Source organism: Micromonospora sp. DT44 (genome assembly GCF_049841635.1).
Taxonomy (GTDB): Bacteria; Actinomycetota; Actinomycetes; order Mycobacteriales; family Micromonosporaceae; genus Micromonospora.
The window spans coordinates 58140-76517 of the sequence record NZ_JBNCKS010000002.1 but is presented as its reverse complement, the minus strand read 5'-3'; the positions used below and the strand labels follow the sequence as shown (position 1 = coordinate 76517).

Genomic DNA, 18378 nt, shown 5'->3' with positions numbered 1-18378 from the left:
GGCGTGGCGTGGCGTCGCCTGGCACGGCCTGGCGGTCGCGAAGACGCACGGCATTGCGTGGCGTGGCGTCGCGTCGCCTGGCACGGCGTGGCGGTCGGGAAGACGCACGGCGTCGGGTGGCGTGGCGACGGGCGGAGTCGCGGCGCTGCTCGTCCACCGGTAGGCCCGGGTGGTGGCCGAGGGGCGGGGCGTCACGGGCGGGCGGTGGCGGGGCCGCTAGGCTGGCTAACCGTGCTCGTACTCGTGGTGGACAGCTCGACCCCCGCGGTGACCGCAGCGTTGGTGGAGATCTCGGCGGACGGCGTCACGTCCCGGGCGCACCGGTGCACGGTCGATGCCCGCGCGCACGGTGAACTGCTCGCGCCTCAGGTCGACGGGGTCCTCGCCGACGCCGGCGCGCGCCCGCGTGACCTGGGCGCGATAGTCGCCGGGCTCGGCCCCGGGCCGTTCACCGGGCTGCGGGTCGGCCTGGTCACCGCCGCCACGATGGGGCAGGTGCTCGGCGTTCCGACGTACGGCGTCTGTTCCCTGGACGCCATCGGCCACCCGGCGGCTGCCGGCGAGCCGGTGCTGGCCGCCAGCGACGCCCGCCGCAAGGAGCTGTACTGGGCGGTCTACGACGGGGCCGGCCAGCGGGTCGTCGGGCCCGAGGTGTCCTCGCCGGAGGTGGCCGCCGCCCGCGCCCGTGAGCTGGGCGCGACGGTCGCGGTCGGCGATGGGGCACACCGGTACGCCGAGGCTCTGGACCTGCCGGTCCGGGTCGAACCGCGCTACCCGGAGGCCACCGTGCTGGCGCTGCTCGCCGCCGAGCGGATCCGGGCCGGCGCGCCCGGCGAGCGACTCACTCCGCTCTACCTGCGCCGTCCCGACGCGGTGGCGGCCACCGGCCGCAAACCGGTCCTCCCGTGACGTCGGTACGGCTGGAACGGTTCCGCTGGTGGCACGTCGACGAGGCGATGCCGATCGAGGCGGACCTGTTCGGCGCCGGGCAGTGGTCGCCCTCCATGTTCTGGAACGAGCTGGCCAACGGGCACCACTACCGGGTCGCGACCGACAGCGACGGGGCGGTGCTCGGCTACGCCGGGCTCGCCGGCGCCCCACCGGACGAGGTGTGGGTGCAGGTCATCGCGGTCCGGCGGGACGTCCAGCGGCGTGGCGTCGGCCGTGTCCTGTTGGAGGAACTGCTCGCCGAGGCGAACCGTCGGGGCGCCCGCAGCACCCTGCTGGAGGTGGCCGTGGACAACGCCCCCGCCCAGCGCCTCTACGCGACGTACGGGTTCGAGCCGATCGGGGTGCGTCGCGGCTACTACCAACCGAGCAACACCGACGCGCTGGTCATGCGGCGCGACGCCGAGCCGACCGGGGACGGACCACACGACCATGGCTGACGAACCGCTGATCCTGGGCATCGAGACCTCGTGCGACGAGACCGGCGTCGGCATCGTACGCGGGCACACCCTGCTGGCTGACGCGCTCGCGTCCAGCGTCGAGGAGCACGCCCGTTTCGGGGGCGTGGTGCCGGAGGTGGCCAGCCGGGCCCACCTCGAAGCCATCGTGCCGACCATGCAGCGGGCGCTCACCGACGCCGGCGTCACCCTCGCCGACATCGACGCCATCGCGGTCACCTCCGGACCGGGTCTGGCCGGCGCGCTGCTCGTCGGCGTCGCCGCCGCCAAGGGGTACGCCCTCGCCGCCGAGAAGCCGGTGTACGGCGTCAACCACCTCGCCGCGCACGTGGCGGTGGACACCCTGGAACACGGCCCACTGCCCGAACCGGCCATCGCCCTGCTGGTCTCCGGCGGGCACTCGTCCCTGTTGCTGGTCGACGACCTGGCCCGGGGCGTCACCCCGCTCGGCGCCACCATCGACGACGCGGCCGGTGAGGCGTTCGACAAGGTGGCCCGGCTGCTCGGGTTGCCGTTCCCGGGCGGTCCGCCCATCGACCGCGAGGCCCGGTCGGGTGACGCCGCCTCCATCGCCTTCCCGCGTGGCCTGACCGCCGCGAAGGACCTGGCGGCCCACCGGTACGACTTCTCGTTCTCCGGTCTGAAGACGGCCGTGGCCCGCTGGGTGGAGGCACGGCAACGCGCCGGTGAGCCGGTGCCGGTCGCCGACGTGGCCGCGTCCTTTCAGGAAGCGGTCTGTGACGTGCTGACCAACAAGGCGATCGCCGCCTGCCGTGCGCAGGGCATCGACACGTTGGTGATCGGCGGGGGAGTGGCGGCGAACTCCCGACTGCGGGCGTTGGCCGAGGAGCGCGCCGAGAAGCACGGCATCCGGGTCCGGGTGCCGAGGCCGAAGCTGTGCACCGACAACGGGGCGATGGTGGCGGCGCTCGGATCGCACCTGGTCGCCGCCGGGGTCGCGCCGAGCCGGCTGGATCTGCCGGCCGACTCGGCGCTGCCGCTGACCACGGTCAGCGTGTGACGGGGACGCCGGAGATGATCGTGCGGATGTGGGAGGCGCGCGCCGAGGCGTACGGCGTCGCCGACCTGATCACCTGGGTGTGCGACACCGCCCTGCCCGAGCTGGAACACGACCCGCTGCACGTGTCCAGCGAGGTCTTCTCGTCCACCGACCACCGTGTCGTGGTCATCTCCAAGTGGCGCAGCAACCCGCGTCCGCTGCCCGATCCGCCCGCCCTGCTGGTGGCCCGCGCCCCGCACTCCTGGGACTTCACCCAGGTCGACCGCTGACTCCGGGCCACCTCGACCGTCGGTCAGCTACGGCGCAGCATCCGGTAGGTGGCGATCCCGCCGGTACCGAGCGCGGCGAGGAAGACCAACCAGACGACGGTGCTGCTCACCCCGACCTGTGGGCCGGCGTTCGCGCCGGCGGCGGCGAGCAGGCCGTCCTTGCCGGGCGCGGGCAGCGCGGCCGGCGGCAGTTCGGGCCACCGGACCAGTCCGGTGGACTCCAGCATCTGCATGTGGTGCTGCACGAAGGCGTTGGCGTCCTCGCAGAGCTTGCGGACGGTGGCGTCGCGGGTGCTGGCCCGTACCGCGCCGATCACCGGGAAGATCTTGCCGTGGGCCACGCGGAGGCGGGTCACGAAGATCTGGTCGAACCGGGCGCCGGAGGCGTTCTGCATCTCCGACAGCCAGCCCTTCTGTTCGGCCGTCGGCTCGGTGGGGATGGACGCGCCGAGCTTGTTGGCGGCGTCCACGACGAGCTGGTCGAGCTTCTGGTGCTCGCCGGCGATGTTCGCGCCGATCTCGCGTACCTTCGGCGACTGTCCCTTCTCGGCGGCCATCTGACCGGCGGGCATCTCCCACAGCCCGGCCAGGCGCACACCGTTGAGCAGTGTCATGTCGGCGGCGTTGAGCTGCTGCCCACCAGCGGGGGCGGCGATGGCCACGCCCGGCAGGACACCGACCCCCGCGATGATCGCGATGAGCAACATCGCCGCGCGGTGCATCCGGGTTCCCGGCCGACGACGGGCGGTTCTGAGCGGTGCCATCTCTGTGGTGCCTCCTCGGTCCGGACCGAAACGCGTCTGGACCGGGCAGTCGCACCCTGCCGACCGCCCGTCCGCCCACTGGTACGGACTGATCGTCCGATCAGTTCATCCGCTCGTGCCGTCGAAATGCGGAGTCCGTCGGCGTGCGACGCGGATCGGCGGGTGACGGCCAGGAAGCCACCGAGCAGCAGCAGGGTGAGCGCGGCGACGGCGAAGAGCACCAGCAGCTCCCGGCGCCCGTGCCCGATCCCGCCGTCGCTCGTCGCTGCGGCTGCGGGATCGGGCAGGGCCGGCAGGTCCCGGGTCAGCGCGGCGAGGTCGCCGAGGGTGCGGGAGGTCCACACCGCGCCGACCCGTTCGGAGAACTCGTCCAGCGTGAGTCGGCCCACCGTGGTGTGCCGGTGCAGCTCGGCGACCACCCGGTGACGGTCGTCGTCGGAGGCGCGCAGCTCGACGTCCACGCCGGACAGCGTACGCGGATCAGCCCACGTCGAGGGGGTCGGCGAGCAGTCGTTCGAAGGCCAGCTCGGCGGCCCCGATCAGGGGTGCGTCCTCGCCCAGCGTCGGCGTACGCAGCCGGACGTGTTCCAGGCACGCGCCGAGTGCGTTCGAGTTGAGCCGGCTGCGGATCTGGGCCGCCGCCGCGAGGTAGAGGTCGCGCATGGTGCCACCGAAGATGACCATCTCGGGGTTGAAGACGTTGACCAGGTTGGCGACCCCGAAGCCGAGCCAGTCACCCGCCTGGCGTACCGCCGTCTGGGCGCGGGCGTCCCCCCGGTCGGCGGCGTCGAAGACGGCCAGCAGGGCGTCGCGTCCCCGCGCGTCGGAGCGTCCGGCCGCGCGTAGCAGGCCGTGCTCGCCGATCTCGGTCTCCCAGCAGCCGCGGGCGCCACACTCGCAGGGCCTGCCGTCGCGGACCACCTTCATGTGGCCGACCTCGCCGCCGTACCCGCCGTGTCCGGTGAGCCGACGCCCGCCCGCGATGATCCCGGCGCCGACACCGACGTCGCCGTACAGATAGATGACGTTGTCACAGTCGGCCGCGACGCCCCTGATGTGCTCGGCGAACGCCGCCACGTCCGCCACGTTGCCGACCGTGACCGGTACGTCGAGGCCCATCTCGGCGACGAGGGCCGCGCCGATCGGCTCGTCCACCCAGCCGGTGGTGGGGCCGAGCCGGACCAGGCCGTCCTCCCGACGGACCATGCCGCAGACGGCGACGCCGGTGCCGACGCAGATCGCGTCGCCGGGCACCGTCTGCTGCATCTCCTTGACCGCGCCGGCCAGCAGCGGCGCGGCCTCCGCGGCGACCAGACCGCGAGGTCGGTCCAGTTCGCGGCGGTCGAGCACCGCGCCGCCCAGGCCGACGCGGGCGGCGCGTAGCCGGTCCACCTCGACGGAGTACGCGTACGCGTACACCCGGGTCGATTCGGGCCGGACGACAAGTGACGGCCGTCCGGCCCGGCCGGTCTCCTTCGGTGTTCCCTCGCTTACCAGTCCGACGCCGGCCAGGTCGGCGGTGAGCGCGCCGATGGTGCTCCGGTTCAACCCCAGGGTGGTGGTGAGTTCAGCGCGGGTGGTCGCGCCGTGGACGTGCACGTGCCGCAGCAGGGCCCCGAGGTTCTGCCGCCGGACCTCCTCCTGGCTGGGTGCCGGGCGCATGCTCGTGCTACCTCCCGCGCGGTCAGCGGGTGCCGGTGGCTGCCGCGCGGCGGCGGGAGAGGGCGTCGACGCTGGCGGCGAGCAGCAGCACGACGCCGGTCACCACGTACTTGACTCCCGCGCTGTACCCCATCAGGCCCATTCCGTTTTCGATGACCGCGACCACCGCGCCTCCCAGCACGGCATCGAAGACCCGGCCCTTGCCGCCGAAGAGGCTGGTGCCGCCGATCACCGCCGCGCCGACCGCGTATAGCAGTACGTTACTGCCCCCCGTGTTCGGGTCGACCGAGTTGGCCCGGCTGGCGGCCACGATGCCACCGACGGCGGCCATGGACGAGCAGATCACGAAGACGGAGATCCGGATCCGGTCGACTCCGATGCCGGCCCGGCGGGCCGCTTCCCGGTTGCCGCCCACGGCGTAGATGTGCCGGCCGTAGCTGGTGCGTTGGAGTACGAAGGTCCAGATGACAAGCAGCACCGCGATGATCGGCACCACGATCGGCACACCCTTGAGCGAGACGATCAGGACGTTGCGGCTGCGCTCCAGGTTGAGCACGTACACGGCGGTACCGAGGATGACGGCGAGCCCGCCGATCCGCAGCGCCACCACCGCGATCGGGTCGGTGATCAGACCACGGGCCGCCCGGTTGCGGTGGCGTAGCAGTTGCACCGCCGCGTAGCCGACGACGGCGACGGCGGTCAGCGCCCAGCCCAGCGCGGGGGCGAGGTTGCGGTTGGCGATGGCGACCAGCACCTCGTCGCGGACGGAGATGTTGGTGCCCTCCTGCACGAGCAGCAACACGACGCCCTGGAAGGCGAGGAAGCCGGCGAGAGTGACCACGAAGGACGGAATGCCGATCTTCGCGACCAGCATCCCGAGCGTGGTGCCGATGACCACGCCGGTGGCGACCGCGGCGAGGACGGCGACCCACCAGGGGTAGCCGAGCACGGTGACCACGTTGGCCAGTACCGCCGCGCAGACGCCGCTGGCGAAGCCGGCGGAGAGGTCGATCTCGCCGAGCAGCAGCACGAAGACCAGGCCCATCGCGATCAGCGTGACCGCCGCGCCCTGGGTGAAGAGGTTCGCGAAGTTGCCTGCCGACAGGAACGACGACGGCCGCATGATCGCGAAGACGGTGCAGAGCACGATCAGGCCGAGCACGGCCGGTAGCGCGCCGACGTCGCCACCGCGTACCCGGCTCACGTAGTTGCGGACGTGGCTCCCGACGGTCGGCGGCGGTGTGACGGCCGCGGGGCCGTCCTTCCGCACGGCGGTGGTGGTCATCGGACGCCTCCTGAGATCGAGTCGGCCGACTGCGGGCCGTCGCCGTTGCTGCCCGGGTCGGTGGCGAGACCGAGCCCGCCCGAGCGCCCGGCGGTGATCAGCTCAACCAACTGGGCGTGGGTGATGTCGGTGGTCTTCACCTGGGCGACCATCTGGCCGAGGTACAGCGCGGCGATCCGGTCGGAGACGGCGAAGACGTCGTTCATGTTGTGCGAGATGAGCACCACGGCCAGGCCGTTGTCGGCGAGGCGGCGGACGAGTTCGAGAACCTGGGCGGTCTGTGCCACGCCCAGGGCGGCGGTCGGCTCGTCCAGGATGACGAGCTTGCTGTTCCAGAGCACGGCCTTGGCGATGGCCACGGTCTGGCGCTGACCGCCGGAGAGGCTGGAGACGTGCTGGCGAAGCGAGGTGACGGTGCGGATGGAGAGCCCCGCCAGGGTCTCGGCGGCGAGCTGTTCCATTGTCGGCTCGTCCAGGACGATGCCGCTGTGCTTCTCCCGGCCCAGGAACATGTTCTGCACGATGTCCAGGTTGTCGCAGAGCGCGAGGTCCTGATAGACGACCTCGATGCCGAGCGTCGCGGCGTCGCGGGGACTGCCGATGTGCACCTGTTCGCCGTTGAACAGGACCTCACCGGCGTCGGTGGGGTAGATGCCGCTGATGCACTTCACCAGGGTCGACTTGCCGGCGCCGTTGTCGCCGACAAGTGCGGTCACTTCGCCCGGGTGGACGCTCAGGGCGACGTCGCGGAGCACCTGGACGGGACCGAAGCTCTTGTCGATCCCGCGGAGTTCCAGCAGGGGAGTCGCGGACACGGGGTCTCCTTCTCAAGGGAGGGTCGGGGCCCGTCCGGCGGGCGCCGCCCGGCACGGGAGGGTGCTCCCGTGCCGGGCGGCGGTGGTCGTTCCGGCGGGTACTGCGGCGTCGGTCAGCTGATGCCGGCTTCGGCGCAGAACTTGGCGTACGCCGCGGTGCAGACCTGCTCCTTGGTCGCGTAGCCGTCGGCGATGACGTCCTTGACGTTGTCCTTGTAGATGGCCTTCGGGGTGAGCAGCACCGAGGGGACGTCGCGGTCACCGTCCTTCACCGACTGGCCGGTTTCCTTCTTCTCGCCCTTGGCCACCGCGATGGCCAGGTCGGACGCGGCCTTGGCCTCTTCCCGGACGGCCTTGTAGACGGTCATGCACTGGTCACCGGCGAGGATGTTCTGCAGGCCCTCCACGCTGGCGTCCTGCCCGGTCACCGGCACCTTGCCGTTGATCTTGTTCTTCTTCAGGATCGAGATGGCGGCGTTGCCGAGAGTGTCGTTGGCGGCCAGCACGCCGTCGATCTTGCCCTTGGTCGCGGTGAGCTGCTGCTCGAAGATGGTCGCGGCGGTGGGGCCGTCCCAGCCGGGCACGGCGTCGTCCGGGCCCTTGGTGTACTCCTTGGAGTCGAACTTCGGCTTGAGCACCGAGTCGTAGCCAGCCTTGAACAGGGTGGCGTTGTTGTCGGTGGGGGAGCCGTTCAGGTACGCCACGACGGGGTTCTTGGCGCCCTTGTCAGTCAGGCACTTCGACAGACCCTCGCCCTGGAGCTTGCCGACGACCTCGTTGTCGAAGCTCACGTAGTACTGGGCCGAGCCGCCGAGGGTGAGCCGGTCGTAGTCGATGGTGGCGACGCCCTGCGACTTGGCCTTGTCGAGCACGGCCTTGCCGGTGCCGGAGTCCAGGTTGACGATCATGAGGGCGGTGACGCCGCCGGTGATCATCTGGTCGGCGATGGTCTGGAAGGCGGCCTTGTCGTTCTGGGCGTTCTGGATGTCGTACTTGACGCCGGCGGCCTTGAACGCCTCCTCCAGGAAGCGACGGTCCGCCGTCTCCCAGCGGGGGGAGGACTTGCTGTCCGGAAGGATCACGCCGATCTTGGGAGTCTTTTTGGAGTCGGTCGAGCCGGTGCCGGAGTCGTCGCCGCAGGCGGTCAAGCCGCCGGTCGCGAGCAGGCCCACGGCGGCGATGGTGAGGATCCCCTTACGCATGTGCAGGGTCCTTTCGGAGGTGGGTGAGGTGTTGTTTTGTTGTGTCCGGCAACGTATTTCGCGTCACACTGGTCCCACAAGACCGCGCAGGTGCCTAGTTTGTTGGAAGCGATAACAATTCAGCAACGCGACTGTTACTCCCCGGGTATCCCATGGGGGAGTAGACGTAACGAGGGCGTCAGCGGGCCTGCAACGGCGCCGTACGGGCCTCGGTGAGCGCCACCAGATCCGCCGCTGCCAGCTCCAGTTGCAGCCCGCGCCGACCAGCGGAGACATAGATCGTCGGCAGGTCCAGTGCGGACTCGTCCAGCACTGTGGGCAGCCGTCGACGCTGCCCGAGTGGGCTGATCCCGCCCCGCACGTAGCCGGTGGCCCGCTCGGCGACCGTCCGCTCGGCGAGCGCCGCCCGCTTGCCGCCGACCGCCGCCGCGAGCGCCTTGAGGTCCAGCTCGCCGGTCACCGGTACGACCGCCACCGTGAGAGCGCCGTCCACTTCGGTCACCAGCGACTTGAACACCCGCTCCGGGGCCACGCCGAGCGCGGCCGCGACCAGGGCGCCGTAGTTCGGGGCGTCGGGTGCCACCCGGTACGGGTGGGTGCGGTGCGCGATCCCGCGCTTGGCCAGCAGTGCCGTTGCCGGAGTGCCCTGTCCCGCCACGCACCGAACCTAAACGACAGGCCGGCCGATCAGCACGGTCGGCGCTCCGGCGACCCGGGTCAGCACCAGGCTCGCCGCCTGGTCGCCGGCCAGGCGCAGGTCCCGCCGCAACTGCTCCGGTGTCAGCGCCGAACCCCGCTTGAGAATCTCCACGCGGCCCACCCGACGCTCGCGCAGCAATGCCCGCAGGCGCTTGAGCGAGAACGGCAGCACGTCGGTGATCTCCAGGCAGCGCGCGTACGGGGTGCGGGTCGGCTGGTCGGCGTAGAGGTACGCGATGCTCGGGTCGGCCAGGGTGGCGTCCAGCTCGGCGGCCAGTTCGGCGACGAGGTGCGCGCGGACCACCGCCGGGTCCGGGTCGTACAGGTAGCGGCGCGGGGGTCCGACCGGCGCCTCCGTGTCGCCCGAGCCGGTGAGCTGGTGGATCTCCCTCCGGTACACGCTGGCGCGGCGGGGCACCTCGGCCAGCTCGCCGCACCAGAGCGCCGCCTCGACCAGGTCGCCGTTCACGCCGACCCACTCCGCCTCCGCGCCGGCCGGGATGAGCGCGTGATCCAGGCCCGGCGCCACCTTCACCACCGTGCGCGGCACCCGGTCGGCCAGGCCGGTGACGAAGTCCCAGGGCGGCGAGTAGGCACGTGGGTCGAAGATCCGTCGTCCGGTGCCGGTGGCCCGTCGGGCCGGGTCGCAGAAGACGCCGTCCACCCGCGACACGTCGAACGCGGTCGCGTCGCCGCACTCGACCGTGAACAGGTCGGCCAGCCCGGCCGCGGCGGCGTTGGCGGCGGCCATCGCCGCGGTCACCGGGTCGGCCTCCACCCCGTACACCCGGATGCCGGCACGGGCGGCGGCCAGCGCGTCCGCGCCGAGGCCGCACCCGAGATCGGCGAGAGTGCGCACGCCGGCCGCGTGCAGCCGGGCGGCCCGCCGGTCGGCGACCACCCGGCGGGTGGCCTGTTCCAGGCCGGGGCGGGTGAGGAACATCCCGGCGGCGGCGGGGCCGAACTTGCCCACCGCCCGGTGGCGCAGTTCGGCCTGGGTGAGGGCCGCCGCCGCCAGCGTGGGGGGCACCCCGGTCGCGCGGAGCGCCGACGCCGCGGTCAGTGGATCGCCGCCGGCCAGCTCGGCCGCCGCCGTGAGGGCGGCCGACCCCTCGGGGGTACGCAGTGCCGCCAACTGATCGAGATCCACCTGCCCATTGTCCCGACCGAGGGGAAAATACCGCTGGCGGGGCGCGACGCGCTGGCACTCTCCTTGACGGAGTGCTAGCCACGGAATAACCTGCGATTAGCACTCTCACCCTGAGGGTGCCAGCTTCCGGGTCTCGCGACCCGGGTGCGCACGCCAGGCGGACCGGCACCCGCGACGACGGCCCCGCCCGGTGGCATGAGGCAGATTGACGCTGGTCAGCCCCGCTGGCCGGCAACGAAACCAGTACCCCAGGAGGGTATGCCCGTGACTACCGCGACCAAGGTTGCGATCAAGCCGCTCGAGGACCGCATCGTGGTCCAGGCGAACGAGGCTGAGACCACCACGGCGTCGGGCATCGTGATCCCCGACACCGCCAAGGAGAAGCCGCAGGAGGGCACCGTCCTCGCTGTCGGTCCGGGGCGCGTCGACGACAACGGCAACCGGGTTCCGGTTGACGTGCAGGTCGGCGACACCGTCCTCTACTCGAAGTACGGCGGCACCGAGGTCAAGTACGCCGGCGAGGAGTACCTGGTGCTCTCCGCCCGCGACGTCCTCGCGGTCATCGAGAAGTAAGCAACCGATCAGTGTCGCTGCCCCGGTCCGGCTCGCCGGGCCGGGGCAGCGGCGCTTCGAAGGGACATTCATGGCGAAGATCCTCAGCTTCTCGGACGACGCCCGACACCTGCTGGAGCACGGTGTCAACGCCCTCGCTGACGCGGTCAAGGTCACCCTCGGCCCGCGCGGGCGCAACGTCGTCCTGGACAAGAAGTTCGGTGCGCCGACGATCACCAACGATGGCGTGACCATCGCGAAGGAGATCGAGCTCACCAACCCCTACGAGAACCTCGGCGCGCAGCTGGTCAAGGAGGTGGCGACCAAGACCAACGACGTCGCCGGCGACGGGACCACCACCGCGACCGTGCTGGCGCAGGCGATGGTCCGTGAGGGCCTGCGCAACGTGACCGCCGGAACCAACCCGGCCGGCCTCAAGCGGGGCATCGACGCGGCGGCCGCCAAGGTCTCCGAGGCGCTGCTCGGCAGGGCCGTCGAGGTCTCCGGCAAGGAGTCGATCGCGAACGTGGCGACGATCTCCGCGCAGGACGCCACCATCGGCGAGCTGATCGCCGAGGCGATGGAGCGGGTCGGCCGCGACGGTGTCATCACCGTCGAGGAGGGCTCGATGCTCACCACCGAACTGGACGTGACCGAGGGTCTCCAGTTCGACAAGGGCTTCATCTCGCCGAACTTCGTCACCGACCTGGAGGGTCAGGAGTCCGTCCTCGAGGACGCGTACATCCTGGTCACCACCCAGAAGATCTCGGCGATCGAGGAGCTGCTGCCGCTGCTGGAGAAGGTCCTGCAGAACAGCAAGCCCCTGCTGATCATCGCCGAGGACGTGGACGGCCAGGCGCTCTCCACCCTGGTGGTCAACTCGCTGCGTAAGACCCTCAAGGTCTGCGCGGTCAAGGCCCCGGGCTTCGGCGACCGGCGCAAGGCCATGCTCCAGGACATCGCGATCTCCACGGGCGCCGAGCTGGTCGCTCCGGAGCTGGGCTACAAGCTCGACCAGGTCGGCCTGGAGGTGCTCGGCACCGCCCGGCGCGTCGTGGTCGACAAGGAGAACACCACGATCGTCGACGGCGGCGGCCAGAAGACCGAGGTCGACGACCGGGTGGCCCAGATCCGCAAGGAGATCGAGGCCTCCGACTCCGACTGGGACCGGGAGAAGCTGGCCGAGCGGCTGGCGAAGCTCTCCGGTGGCATCGCCGTGATCAAGGTGGGTGCGGCGACCGAGGTCGAGATGAAGGAGCGCAAGCACCGCATCGAGGACGCCATCGCGGCGACCAAGGCCGCGGTCGAGGAGGGCACCGTGCCCGGCGGCGGCGCCGCCCTGGTGCAGATCCTCCCCGTGCTCGACGACGACCTGGGCTTCACCGGCGAGGAGAAGGTCGGCGTCTCGATCGTGCGCAAGGCGCTGGTCGAGCCGCTGCGCTGGATCGCGCAGAACGCCGGTCACGACGGCTACGTCGTGACCCAGAAGGTCGCCGGCATGCAGTGGGGCAACGGCCTCGACGCCGCCACCGGCGAGTACGGCGACCTGGTCAAGGCCGGCATCATCGACCCGGTGAAGGTGACCCGTAACGCCGTCACCAACGCCGCGTCGATCGCCGGCCTGCTGCTCACCACGGAGAGCCTCGTGGTGGAGAAGCCGGAGCAGTCCGAGCCGGCCGCCGCCGGTGGTGGGCACGGCCACGGCCACGGCCACCAGCACGGTCCGGGCTTCTGACCCGTAGCGACACCCGTTCCGGGGCACACCGCCGTACGGCGGTGTGCCCCGGTTTCGTCCGCGCGACCCATTACCAAGCGATGACGTCGTTGGCGATCGGCCGAGATGATCGCGCACACTGGGCCGATGAGCACGACGTCACGGCGGTACGCCGCGCTGGCCGGAGTCACCGCCGCCGCCGTCGCGATCGGCATCGCGGAGCCGGTGGCGGTGCTGACCGGCCCCCGGTCGGCGCCACTGGTCGCGGTCGGCGGGGTGGTCGTCGACGCCGTTCCCGAGCCGCTCAAGCAGTTCGCCATCGACGTCTTCGGCACCGCCGACAAGATCGCCCTGCTGACCGGAACGGCCCTGCTGCTGGGTGGGTTCGCGGCCCTGTTCGGAATGCTGGCGATCCGGCGGCTGGCCCTGGGCCTGGCCGGTATCGCGGCGTTCGGCGCCGTCGGTGTGGCCGCCGCGCTGACCCGCCCCGGCGCGGACGTCTTCGACGCGCTGCCATCGCTGGTCGGCGGCGGGCTCGGCGCACTGGTGCTCTGGCTGTTCATCGCCGGCCCGTTCGAGCTGGACCCCTGGCCGTGGGCCTCACCCGCGCCGCTGTCCCCGGCTGGGTCTGGTGGCTCGTCGGCCGGGCTCGGTGGCTTGTCGGCTGGGCCTGGTGGTCCGTCGACCGGTGTTGTCGACTCGCCGGTGTCGCCGGCTGGACCGCCGCTGCCGGTGACGCCGGCCGCGCCGGTCGAGGGTGTCGACCCGGAGTCGCGCCGACGGTTCCTCACCGGCACCGGAGTGCTGCTCGGTACGGCGGCCGTGGCCGGTCTCGGCGGGCGTTGGCTGGCCGGACGGCGGGGCGTCTCGGCCGCCCGGGACGCGATCCGGCTGCCCGCCCCGGCCGTCCCCGCACCGGCCGTGCCGGCAGGAGCCGACCTGTCCCTGGCTCAGCTCGCGCCGTACGTCACCCCGAACTCCGGGTTCTACCGGATCGACACCGCCCTGGTGGTGCCCCAGGTGAACCCGGACACCTGGCGGCTGCGTATTCACGGCCGGGTGGGTACCGAACGCACCTACACCTACGCGGACCTGCTGGCCCGGCCGCTGGTCGAGCGGTACGTCACGCTGGCCTGCGTATCCAACGAGGTCGGCGGGGACCTGATCGGCAACGCGCGCTGGCTCGGCGTACCGCTGCGGGAACTGCTGGACGAGGCGCAGCCGGACGAGGACGCCGATCAGGTCGTCGGCCGGTCGGTCGACGGCTGGACCTGCGGCACCCCCACCGCCGCCCTGCGCGACGGGCGGGACGCGCTGCTGGCGATCGGCATGAACGGCGAGCCGCTACCGGTCCAGCACGGCTTCCCGGTGCGGATGGTGGTGCCCGGCCTCTACGGCTACGTGTCGGCCTGCAAGTGGGTGACCGAGCTGGAGCTGACACGCTTCGCGGACTTCGACGCGTACTGGGTGCCGCGTGGCTGGTCCGCCCAGGGGCCGATCAAGACCCAGTCGCGGATCGACGCGCCACGACGGCGCAACCGGCTGACCGCCGGCCCGGTGACGGTGGCCGGTGTGGCCTGGGCGCAGCACCGGGGCATCAGCCGGGTCGAGGTACGCGTCGACGACGGCCCCTGGCAGGAGGCGGCGCTGGCCCCGACGGTGTCGGTGGACACCTGGGTCCAGTGGTCCTGGCGCTGGGACGCCACGCCGGGCGAACACCGTCTCCAGGTCCGGGCAACGGACACGACCGGCGAGACCCAGACCGAGCGCACCCAGAGCGTCGCCCCCGACGGCGCCACCGGCTGGCACACGGTCCCGGTAAACGTCCACTAACCGCCCACCCACCACCCCCGGGCCTCCACCCCTTCAACCCCGTGATCATGAAGTTATTGCCACGCCGACGGCGTGTCGCGGGCAATAACTTCATGATCACCGGGGCCGGGGCCGGGGCCGGGGCCGGGGCCGGGGCCGGTGTTGGGGTTGGGGTTGGGGTTGGGTACGCGGGAACCGCGCTCCCGCTGGGCGGGGGCGCGGTTCGCGGTGTCGCGGTGTCGGGGTGCTGTCGGGTCAGGCGACGTTGCGCTGGGCGGGGACCGTCGACTTGTGCGGGCGACCCAGGCGGGCCTCCAGGCGGGCCACGTCGACCCGGATCTGCCGGCGGTCCGCCAGGTCCTCCCAGCCGACGGCGAGCAGGCGCAGCCGCTCCGACTCGCTGAAGCCGCCCCACACGCCGTACGGCTCGCGGACCGACAGCGCGTGTGCGGCGCACTCGGCGCGGACCGGGCAGGCGCGGCAGACCGACTTGGCCTGGGACTCCCGCCGCAGCCGCGAGGATCCGCGCTCCCCGTCCGGGTGGAAGAACTGCGCGCTGTCCCGGCCTCGGCAGGCACCGAGCCGCTGCCAGTCCCAGAGGTCGACGATGGGTCCGGGCAGTCTACGTACGTTCGACATCAGCACCCCTCCTCCCGCGCGGCACCGCGAGAATGCTTGTGGCCGGCTTCCGGGCGGCGGGCCGCGCAGGCGCACCGTTCCCGGCCTGGACCCCCCGGTACCCGGGTCGTTGCCGGCTCACACTTCTGTGATCCAGAACGCCTGGCAACTTGCGGCTTTTGCCCCATCTGTCGGAAAAGTTCAGATGATTGCCGGGAACCTCCTCCCCAGCCGACGCCGTCATGGTCTGCTCGTGTGCGGAGAGGAGACCATCACAGTGCGTACCGTTCTTGTGTGCGTCCGGACACCGCTCGCGGCTCAGCACCTCACTTCTGCTGCCGCGCGGCTGGGTTTGTCCGCGATCGTTCGTACCGCCGTCTCCGATCCCGAGGTGATGCTGCGACTGGCCGAACGACCGGCCGACGTGGTTCTGGCCGACACGGCCCTCACCCGGCCGGACAGCGCGGGCTTCGTCCGCCGGGTGCTGGCCCGCGCGCCGCAGGCCGCCGTCGTGCTGCTCGGCGCCGAGGAATCCGAGGCCGCGGCCGCCACCATCAGCGCCGGCGCCCGTGGGTTGATCCAGAACGCCGACCACGACCTCACCAGCGCGGTGGCGAAGGCCCTGCTCCTGCTGACCGCGCCCGGCCGGGCCTCCCGGCAGCGGGTCACCGACCCGGCGCGGGATGCGGCGGCGGTCGGTGGCTCGGCCCGCTCCACTCCGTCGGTACGCGGCGCCGCGGAGCCCGGCTGGACCGCCGCGACCGGCGACGGGCCGGCGGGCGTCGCCTCGGTACCCGTGCAGCGGGGCGACGACGAGGTCGAGTCGGGGACCGACGGGACCGCCGCCGGGCAGTCCGACGCCATCCGGCCCGGCGCGGGCGTTCGTGGCGGCCGGTCGTCGATCGGGCTCACCGAACGGGAACTCCAGGTGCTGCTGGGCATGGCCGAGGGTAAGAGCAACGCGGAGATCGGCCGGGAGTTGTTCGTCTCGGAGGACACCGTCAAGACACACGCGCGACGGCTGTTCCGCAAGCTCGGCGCCCGGGACCGCGCCCACGCGGTCGCCGCCGGCTTCCGGGCCGGCCTGGTCTCCTGACGCCGCACCGCACCGCGCCGCGACCCAACCTGATCGTGCTCGAACCGGAAAGTAGTGGCCTCCCGACGCAGCGGGGCCACTACTTCCTTGTTCCAGCACGATCTTGAACGGTCCGGGAGCGGCCCAGGGCCGGCGGAACCTCAGTCGGTGGTGGCGCCCGGTTCGTCCTCGGTGCCCTCGGTCAGGGTGTCGTGCACCCCGTCGGCGTATCCACGCGCGTAGTCCCAGGTCACGTAGTGGTCCGGATCCGGGTCGTACGCCGGCTCGTGCACCCGGGGCCGCCCCGAGTTCAGCAGGTGCCGCAGGTTGCCGCGGAGCAGGTCCCAGTCGAAGTAGTGCGGTTCCCGGCAGTCCTCGCATTCGATGACCAGCCCGCGCACCCCGATGGGCGCCAGCAGGGCCTGGTAGATCTCCAGGTCGGCGAGGTCCTCCAGCACATCCTGCCGCTCGACGTCGGTCAGCGGATCCGGCGTCGTGTCGTCGCCCGGATCGTCCAGCCCCGCGGTCGGGTCGGCCGGGTCGCCGTTGAACGGGTCGATGGGCTCGTCGTGCACCCCCTCACCGTAGACCCAACGCGGCGGGAACGTCCGCCCCCAGGCACCGCGCCCAGACAACCGCCGCCGATCCAGGTCGCCCAGGTCACTGGGTACGATGAGACGACGTGCCGGCACCGTGGCGTGTTCCGGTGCCCGCCCGCGCCACCTCGCTGAAGCCCATCCGAGCAGCTCAGGGGAGCAATCGTGGAAAATTCGCCCAGCACCGATCTTCCGGCCGGCGTCGAGCACGCCGACCTGGGCGGCCACCTGCCCGAGCTGCCCGCCGGCTCGGCCCGGGTCGTTCCGCTCGGGCTCACCTTCGACGACGTGCTGCTCCAGCCGGGCGAGTCGGACGTGGTGCCCAGCCGGGTCAACACCCGGACGAAGCTCACCCGCAACGTCGAACTGACCGTCCCGCTGCTGTCCAGCGCCATGGACACGGTCACCGAGGCGCGGATGGCGATCGCCATGGCCCGCCAGGGTGGCATCGGCGTGCTGCACCGCAACCTGTCCCTGGAGGGCCAGGCGCTCCAGGTCGACCTGGTGAAGCGCTCCGAGTCCGGCATGATCACCAACCCGGTGACCGCCAGCCCGGACGACACGCTGCGCGAGGTCGACGAGCTGTGCGGGCGGTACCGCATCTCCGGCGTTCCGGTGGTGGACGGCAACGGCCAGTTGGTCGGCATCGTCACCAACCGCGACATGCGCTTCGTCACCGAGCCGGACACCCCGGTCCGCGAGATCATGACCCGGACTCCGCTGGTCACCGCCCCGGTCGGGGTGAGCAAGGACGACGCGCTCGCGCTGCTGCGCGAGCACAAGGTCGAGAAGCTGCCGATCGTGGACGACTCCGGCCGGCTGCGCGGGCTGATCACGGTGAAGGACTTCACCAAGAGCGAGCAGTACCCGAACGCCACCAAGGACGACGCCGGCCGGCTGCGGGTGGCCGCCGCCGTGGGTGTGGGCGAGGACGCGTACAAGCGGGCGCGCACGCTGGTCGACGCCGGTGTCGACGTGCTGATCGTGGACACGGCGCACGGGCACCAGCGGGCCGTGCTGGACATGGTCCGCCGGCTCAAGAAGGACGTGACGATCGAGATCGTGGGCGGCAACGTGGCCACGTACGCCGGCGCGAGGGCGCTGGTCGAGGCCGGCGCCGACGGCATCAAGGTGGGTGTGGGCCCGGGCGCGATCTGCACCACCCGGATCGTCGCCGGTGTGGGCGTCCCGCAGATCACCGCGATCATGGAGGCGGCCCGTGCCGCCCGCCCGGCCGGCGTGCCGGTGATCGGTGACGGTGGCATCCAGTACTCGGGCGACATCGCCAAGGCCCTGGTCGCCGGCGCGGACACCGTGATGCTCGGCAGCCTGCTGGCCGGCTGCGAGGAGAGCCCCGGCGAGCTGATCTTCATCAACGGCAAGCAGTACAAGGCGTACCGCGGGATGGGCTCGCTCGGCGCGATGCAGTCCCGGGGGCAGGCCAAGTCGTACTCCAAGGACCGGTACTTCCAGCAGGACGTTCTCGCCGAGGACAAGCTGGTCCCCGAGGGCGTCGAGGGCCAGGTGCCCTACCGGGGCCCGCTGTCCGCGGTCGCCCACCAGCTCATCGGCGGGCTGCGGGCCGCCATGGGGTACGTCGGCGCGGAGAGCATCCCCGAGCTGCACCGGCGTGGTCAGCTGATCCGGATCACCGCGGCCGGGCTCAAGGAGAGCCACCCGCACGACATCCAGATGACCGTCGAGGCGCCCAACTACCACTCCCGCTGACCCCACCACC

The 18378-nt window shown here is 71.9% G+C and carries 18 protein-coding genes and 2 pseudogenes; 10 read left to right on the top strand and 10 right to left on the bottom strand.

Annotated features, from left to right (window positions below):
* Positions 1-231 precede the first annotated feature (231 nt).
* The 4 genes from tsaB to ACLQ25_RS01630 are packed head-to-tail and all read left to right on the top strand — an operon-like array spanning position 232 to position 2696.
* Complete coding sequence (tsaB, locus tag ACLQ25_RS01645; protein WP_425728423.1) at positions 232-909, top strand: tRNA (adenosine(37)-N6)-threonylcarbamoyltransferase complex dimerization subunit type 1 TsaB; 678 nt, start codon at positions 232-234, stop codon at positions 907-909.
* Positions 906-1388, top strand: a complete 483-nt coding sequence (gene rimI / locus ACLQ25_RS01640; RefSeq protein WP_357126357.1) for a ribosomal protein S18-alanine N-acetyltransferase — start codon at positions 906-908, stop codon at positions 1386-1388. Before tsaB ends, rimI begins: the two co-directional genes overlap by 4 nt.
* Entirely contained in the window at positions 1381-2427 is a 1047-nt protein-coding gene (gene tsaD / locus ACLQ25_RS01635) for a tRNA (adenosine(37)-N6)-threonylcarbamoyltransferase complex transferase subunit TsaD (protein ID WP_425728421.1), read from the top strand. Before rimI ends, tsaD begins: the two co-directional genes overlap by 8 nt.
* 14 nt (positions 2428-2441) lie before the next feature.
* Positions 2442-2696, top strand: a complete 255-nt coding sequence (locus ACLQ25_RS01630) for a hypothetical protein (protein ID WP_053660576.1) — start codon at positions 2442-2444, stop codon at positions 2694-2696.
* Positions 2697-2719: 23 nt separating this feature from the next.
* Here the strand turns inward: ACLQ25_RS01630 and ACLQ25_RS01625 are convergent, their stop codons facing one another.
* The 8 genes from ACLQ25_RS01625 to ACLQ25_RS01590 form a co-directional block, all read right to left on the bottom strand.
* Positions 2720-3403, bottom strand: coding sequence for a DUF4142 domain-containing protein (locus tag ACLQ25_RS01625; RefSeq protein WP_425728419.1), 684 nt, complete (start codon positions 3401-3403; stop codon positions 2720-2722).
* Positions 3307-3921 carry a DUF1707 SHOCT-like domain-containing protein gene (locus ACLQ25_RS01620; protein ID WP_425728417.1) on the bottom strand — a complete coding sequence of 205 codons (615 nt, stop codon included), beginning with the start codon at positions 3919-3921 and terminating at the stop codon, positions 3307-3309. The genes ACLQ25_RS01625 and ACLQ25_RS01620 overlap by 97 nt, the downstream gene beginning before the upstream one ends.
* Before the next feature lie 19 nt (positions 3922-3940).
* Positions 3941-5122 carry an ROK family protein gene (locus ACLQ25_RS01615; protein ID WP_425728415.1) on the bottom strand — a complete coding sequence of 394 codons (1182 nt, stop codon included), beginning with the start codon at positions 5120-5122 and terminating at the stop codon, positions 3941-3943.
* 22 nt (positions 5123-5144) lie between these two features.
* Positions 5145-6407 carry a sugar ABC transporter permease gene (locus ACLQ25_RS01610; protein ID WP_425728413.1) on the bottom strand — a complete coding sequence of 421 codons (1263 nt, stop codon included), beginning with the start codon at positions 6405-6407 and terminating at the stop codon, positions 5145-5147.
* Positions 6404-7222: an ATP-binding cassette domain-containing protein gene (locus tag ACLQ25_RS01605; RefSeq protein ID WP_425728411.1), complete on the bottom strand. Its 819-nt coding sequence runs from the start codon at positions 7220-7222 to the stop codon at positions 6404-6406. The genes ACLQ25_RS01610 and ACLQ25_RS01605 overlap by 4 nt, the downstream gene beginning before the upstream one ends.
* A 113-nt stretch (positions 7223-7335) precedes the next feature.
* A complete protein-coding gene (locus tag ACLQ25_RS01600) occupies positions 7336-8424 on the bottom strand; it encodes a substrate-binding domain-containing protein (protein ID WP_425728409.1) in 1089 nt (362 codons plus the stop codon).
* Between the two features lie 178 nt (positions 8425-8602).
* The gene (gene ybaK, locus ACLQ25_RS01595) at positions 8603-9082 is read right to left on the bottom strand and encodes a Cys-tRNA(Pro) deacylase (RefSeq protein WP_425728407.1); all 480 of its coding nucleotides are present in this window, start codon (positions 9080-9082) and stop codon (positions 8603-8605) included.
* 9 nt (positions 9083-9091) lie between these two features.
* The gene (locus ACLQ25_RS01590) at positions 9092-10273 is read right to left on the bottom strand and encodes a THUMP-like domain-containing protein (RefSeq protein ID WP_425728405.1); all 1182 of its coding nucleotides are present in this window, start codon (positions 10271-10273) and stop codon (positions 9092-9094) included.
* A 258-nt stretch (positions 10274-10531) separates the two neighbouring features.
* On the opposite strand from ACLQ25_RS01590, the gene groES reads away from it, so the two are divergent.
* The 3 genes from groES (at position 10532) to ACLQ25_RS01575 (ending at position 14372) form a co-directional block, all read left to right on the top strand.
* Positions 10532-10846, top strand: a complete 315-nt coding sequence (gene groES, locus ACLQ25_RS01585) for a co-chaperone GroES (protein ID WP_030330046.1) — start codon at positions 10532-10534, stop codon at positions 10844-10846.
* Between the two features lie 70 nt (positions 10847-10916).
* On the top strand, positions 10917-12560 hold the full coding sequence (gene groL, locus ACLQ25_RS01580; RefSeq protein WP_425728403.1) for a chaperonin GroEL: 1644 nt from the start codon (positions 10917-10919) through the stop codon (positions 12558-12560).
* A gap of 126 nt (positions 12561-12686) precedes the next feature.
* Positions 12687-14372 carry a molybdopterin-dependent oxidoreductase gene (locus tag ACLQ25_RS01575; RefSeq protein WP_425728401.1) on the top strand — a complete coding sequence of 562 codons (1686 nt, stop codon included), beginning with the start codon at positions 12687-12689 and terminating at the stop codon, positions 14370-14372.
* A 234-nt stretch (positions 14373-14606) separates the two neighbouring features.
* Here the strand turns inward: ACLQ25_RS01575 and ACLQ25_RS01570 are convergent, their stop codons facing one another.
* Positions 14607-14990 carry a WhiB family transcriptional regulator gene (locus ACLQ25_RS01570; RefSeq protein WP_355050692.1) on the bottom strand — a complete coding sequence of 128 codons (384 nt, stop codon included), beginning with the start codon at positions 14988-14990 and terminating at the stop codon, positions 14607-14609.
* Positions 14991-15246: 256 nt separating this feature from the next.
* Here ACLQ25_RS01570 and ACLQ25_RS01565 point away from each other — a divergent pair.
* Positions 15247-15787, top strand: a pseudogene (locus ACLQ25_RS01565) (helix-turn-helix transcriptional regulator); the annotation flags it as partial.
* Between the two features lie 80 nt (positions 15788-15867).
* Positions 15868-16065 (top strand): annotated as a pseudogene (locus ACLQ25_RS01560) (response regulator transcription factor); the annotation flags it as partial.
* A gap of 140 nt (positions 16066-16205) precedes the next feature.
* Here ACLQ25_RS01560 and ACLQ25_RS01555 read toward each other — a convergent pair.
* On the bottom strand, positions 16206-16619 hold the full coding sequence (locus tag ACLQ25_RS01555) for a DUF5319 domain-containing protein (RefSeq protein ID WP_425728399.1): 414 nt from the start codon (positions 16617-16619) through the stop codon (positions 16206-16208).
* A 186-nt stretch (positions 16620-16805) separates the two neighbouring features.
* Between ACLQ25_RS01555 and guaB the strand changes: the two genes are divergently transcribed.
* A complete protein-coding gene (gene guaB / locus ACLQ25_RS01550; protein WP_425728397.1) occupies positions 16806-18368 on the top strand; it encodes an IMP dehydrogenase in 1563 nt (520 codons plus the stop codon).
* Positions 18369-18378: the final 10 nt, after the last annotated feature.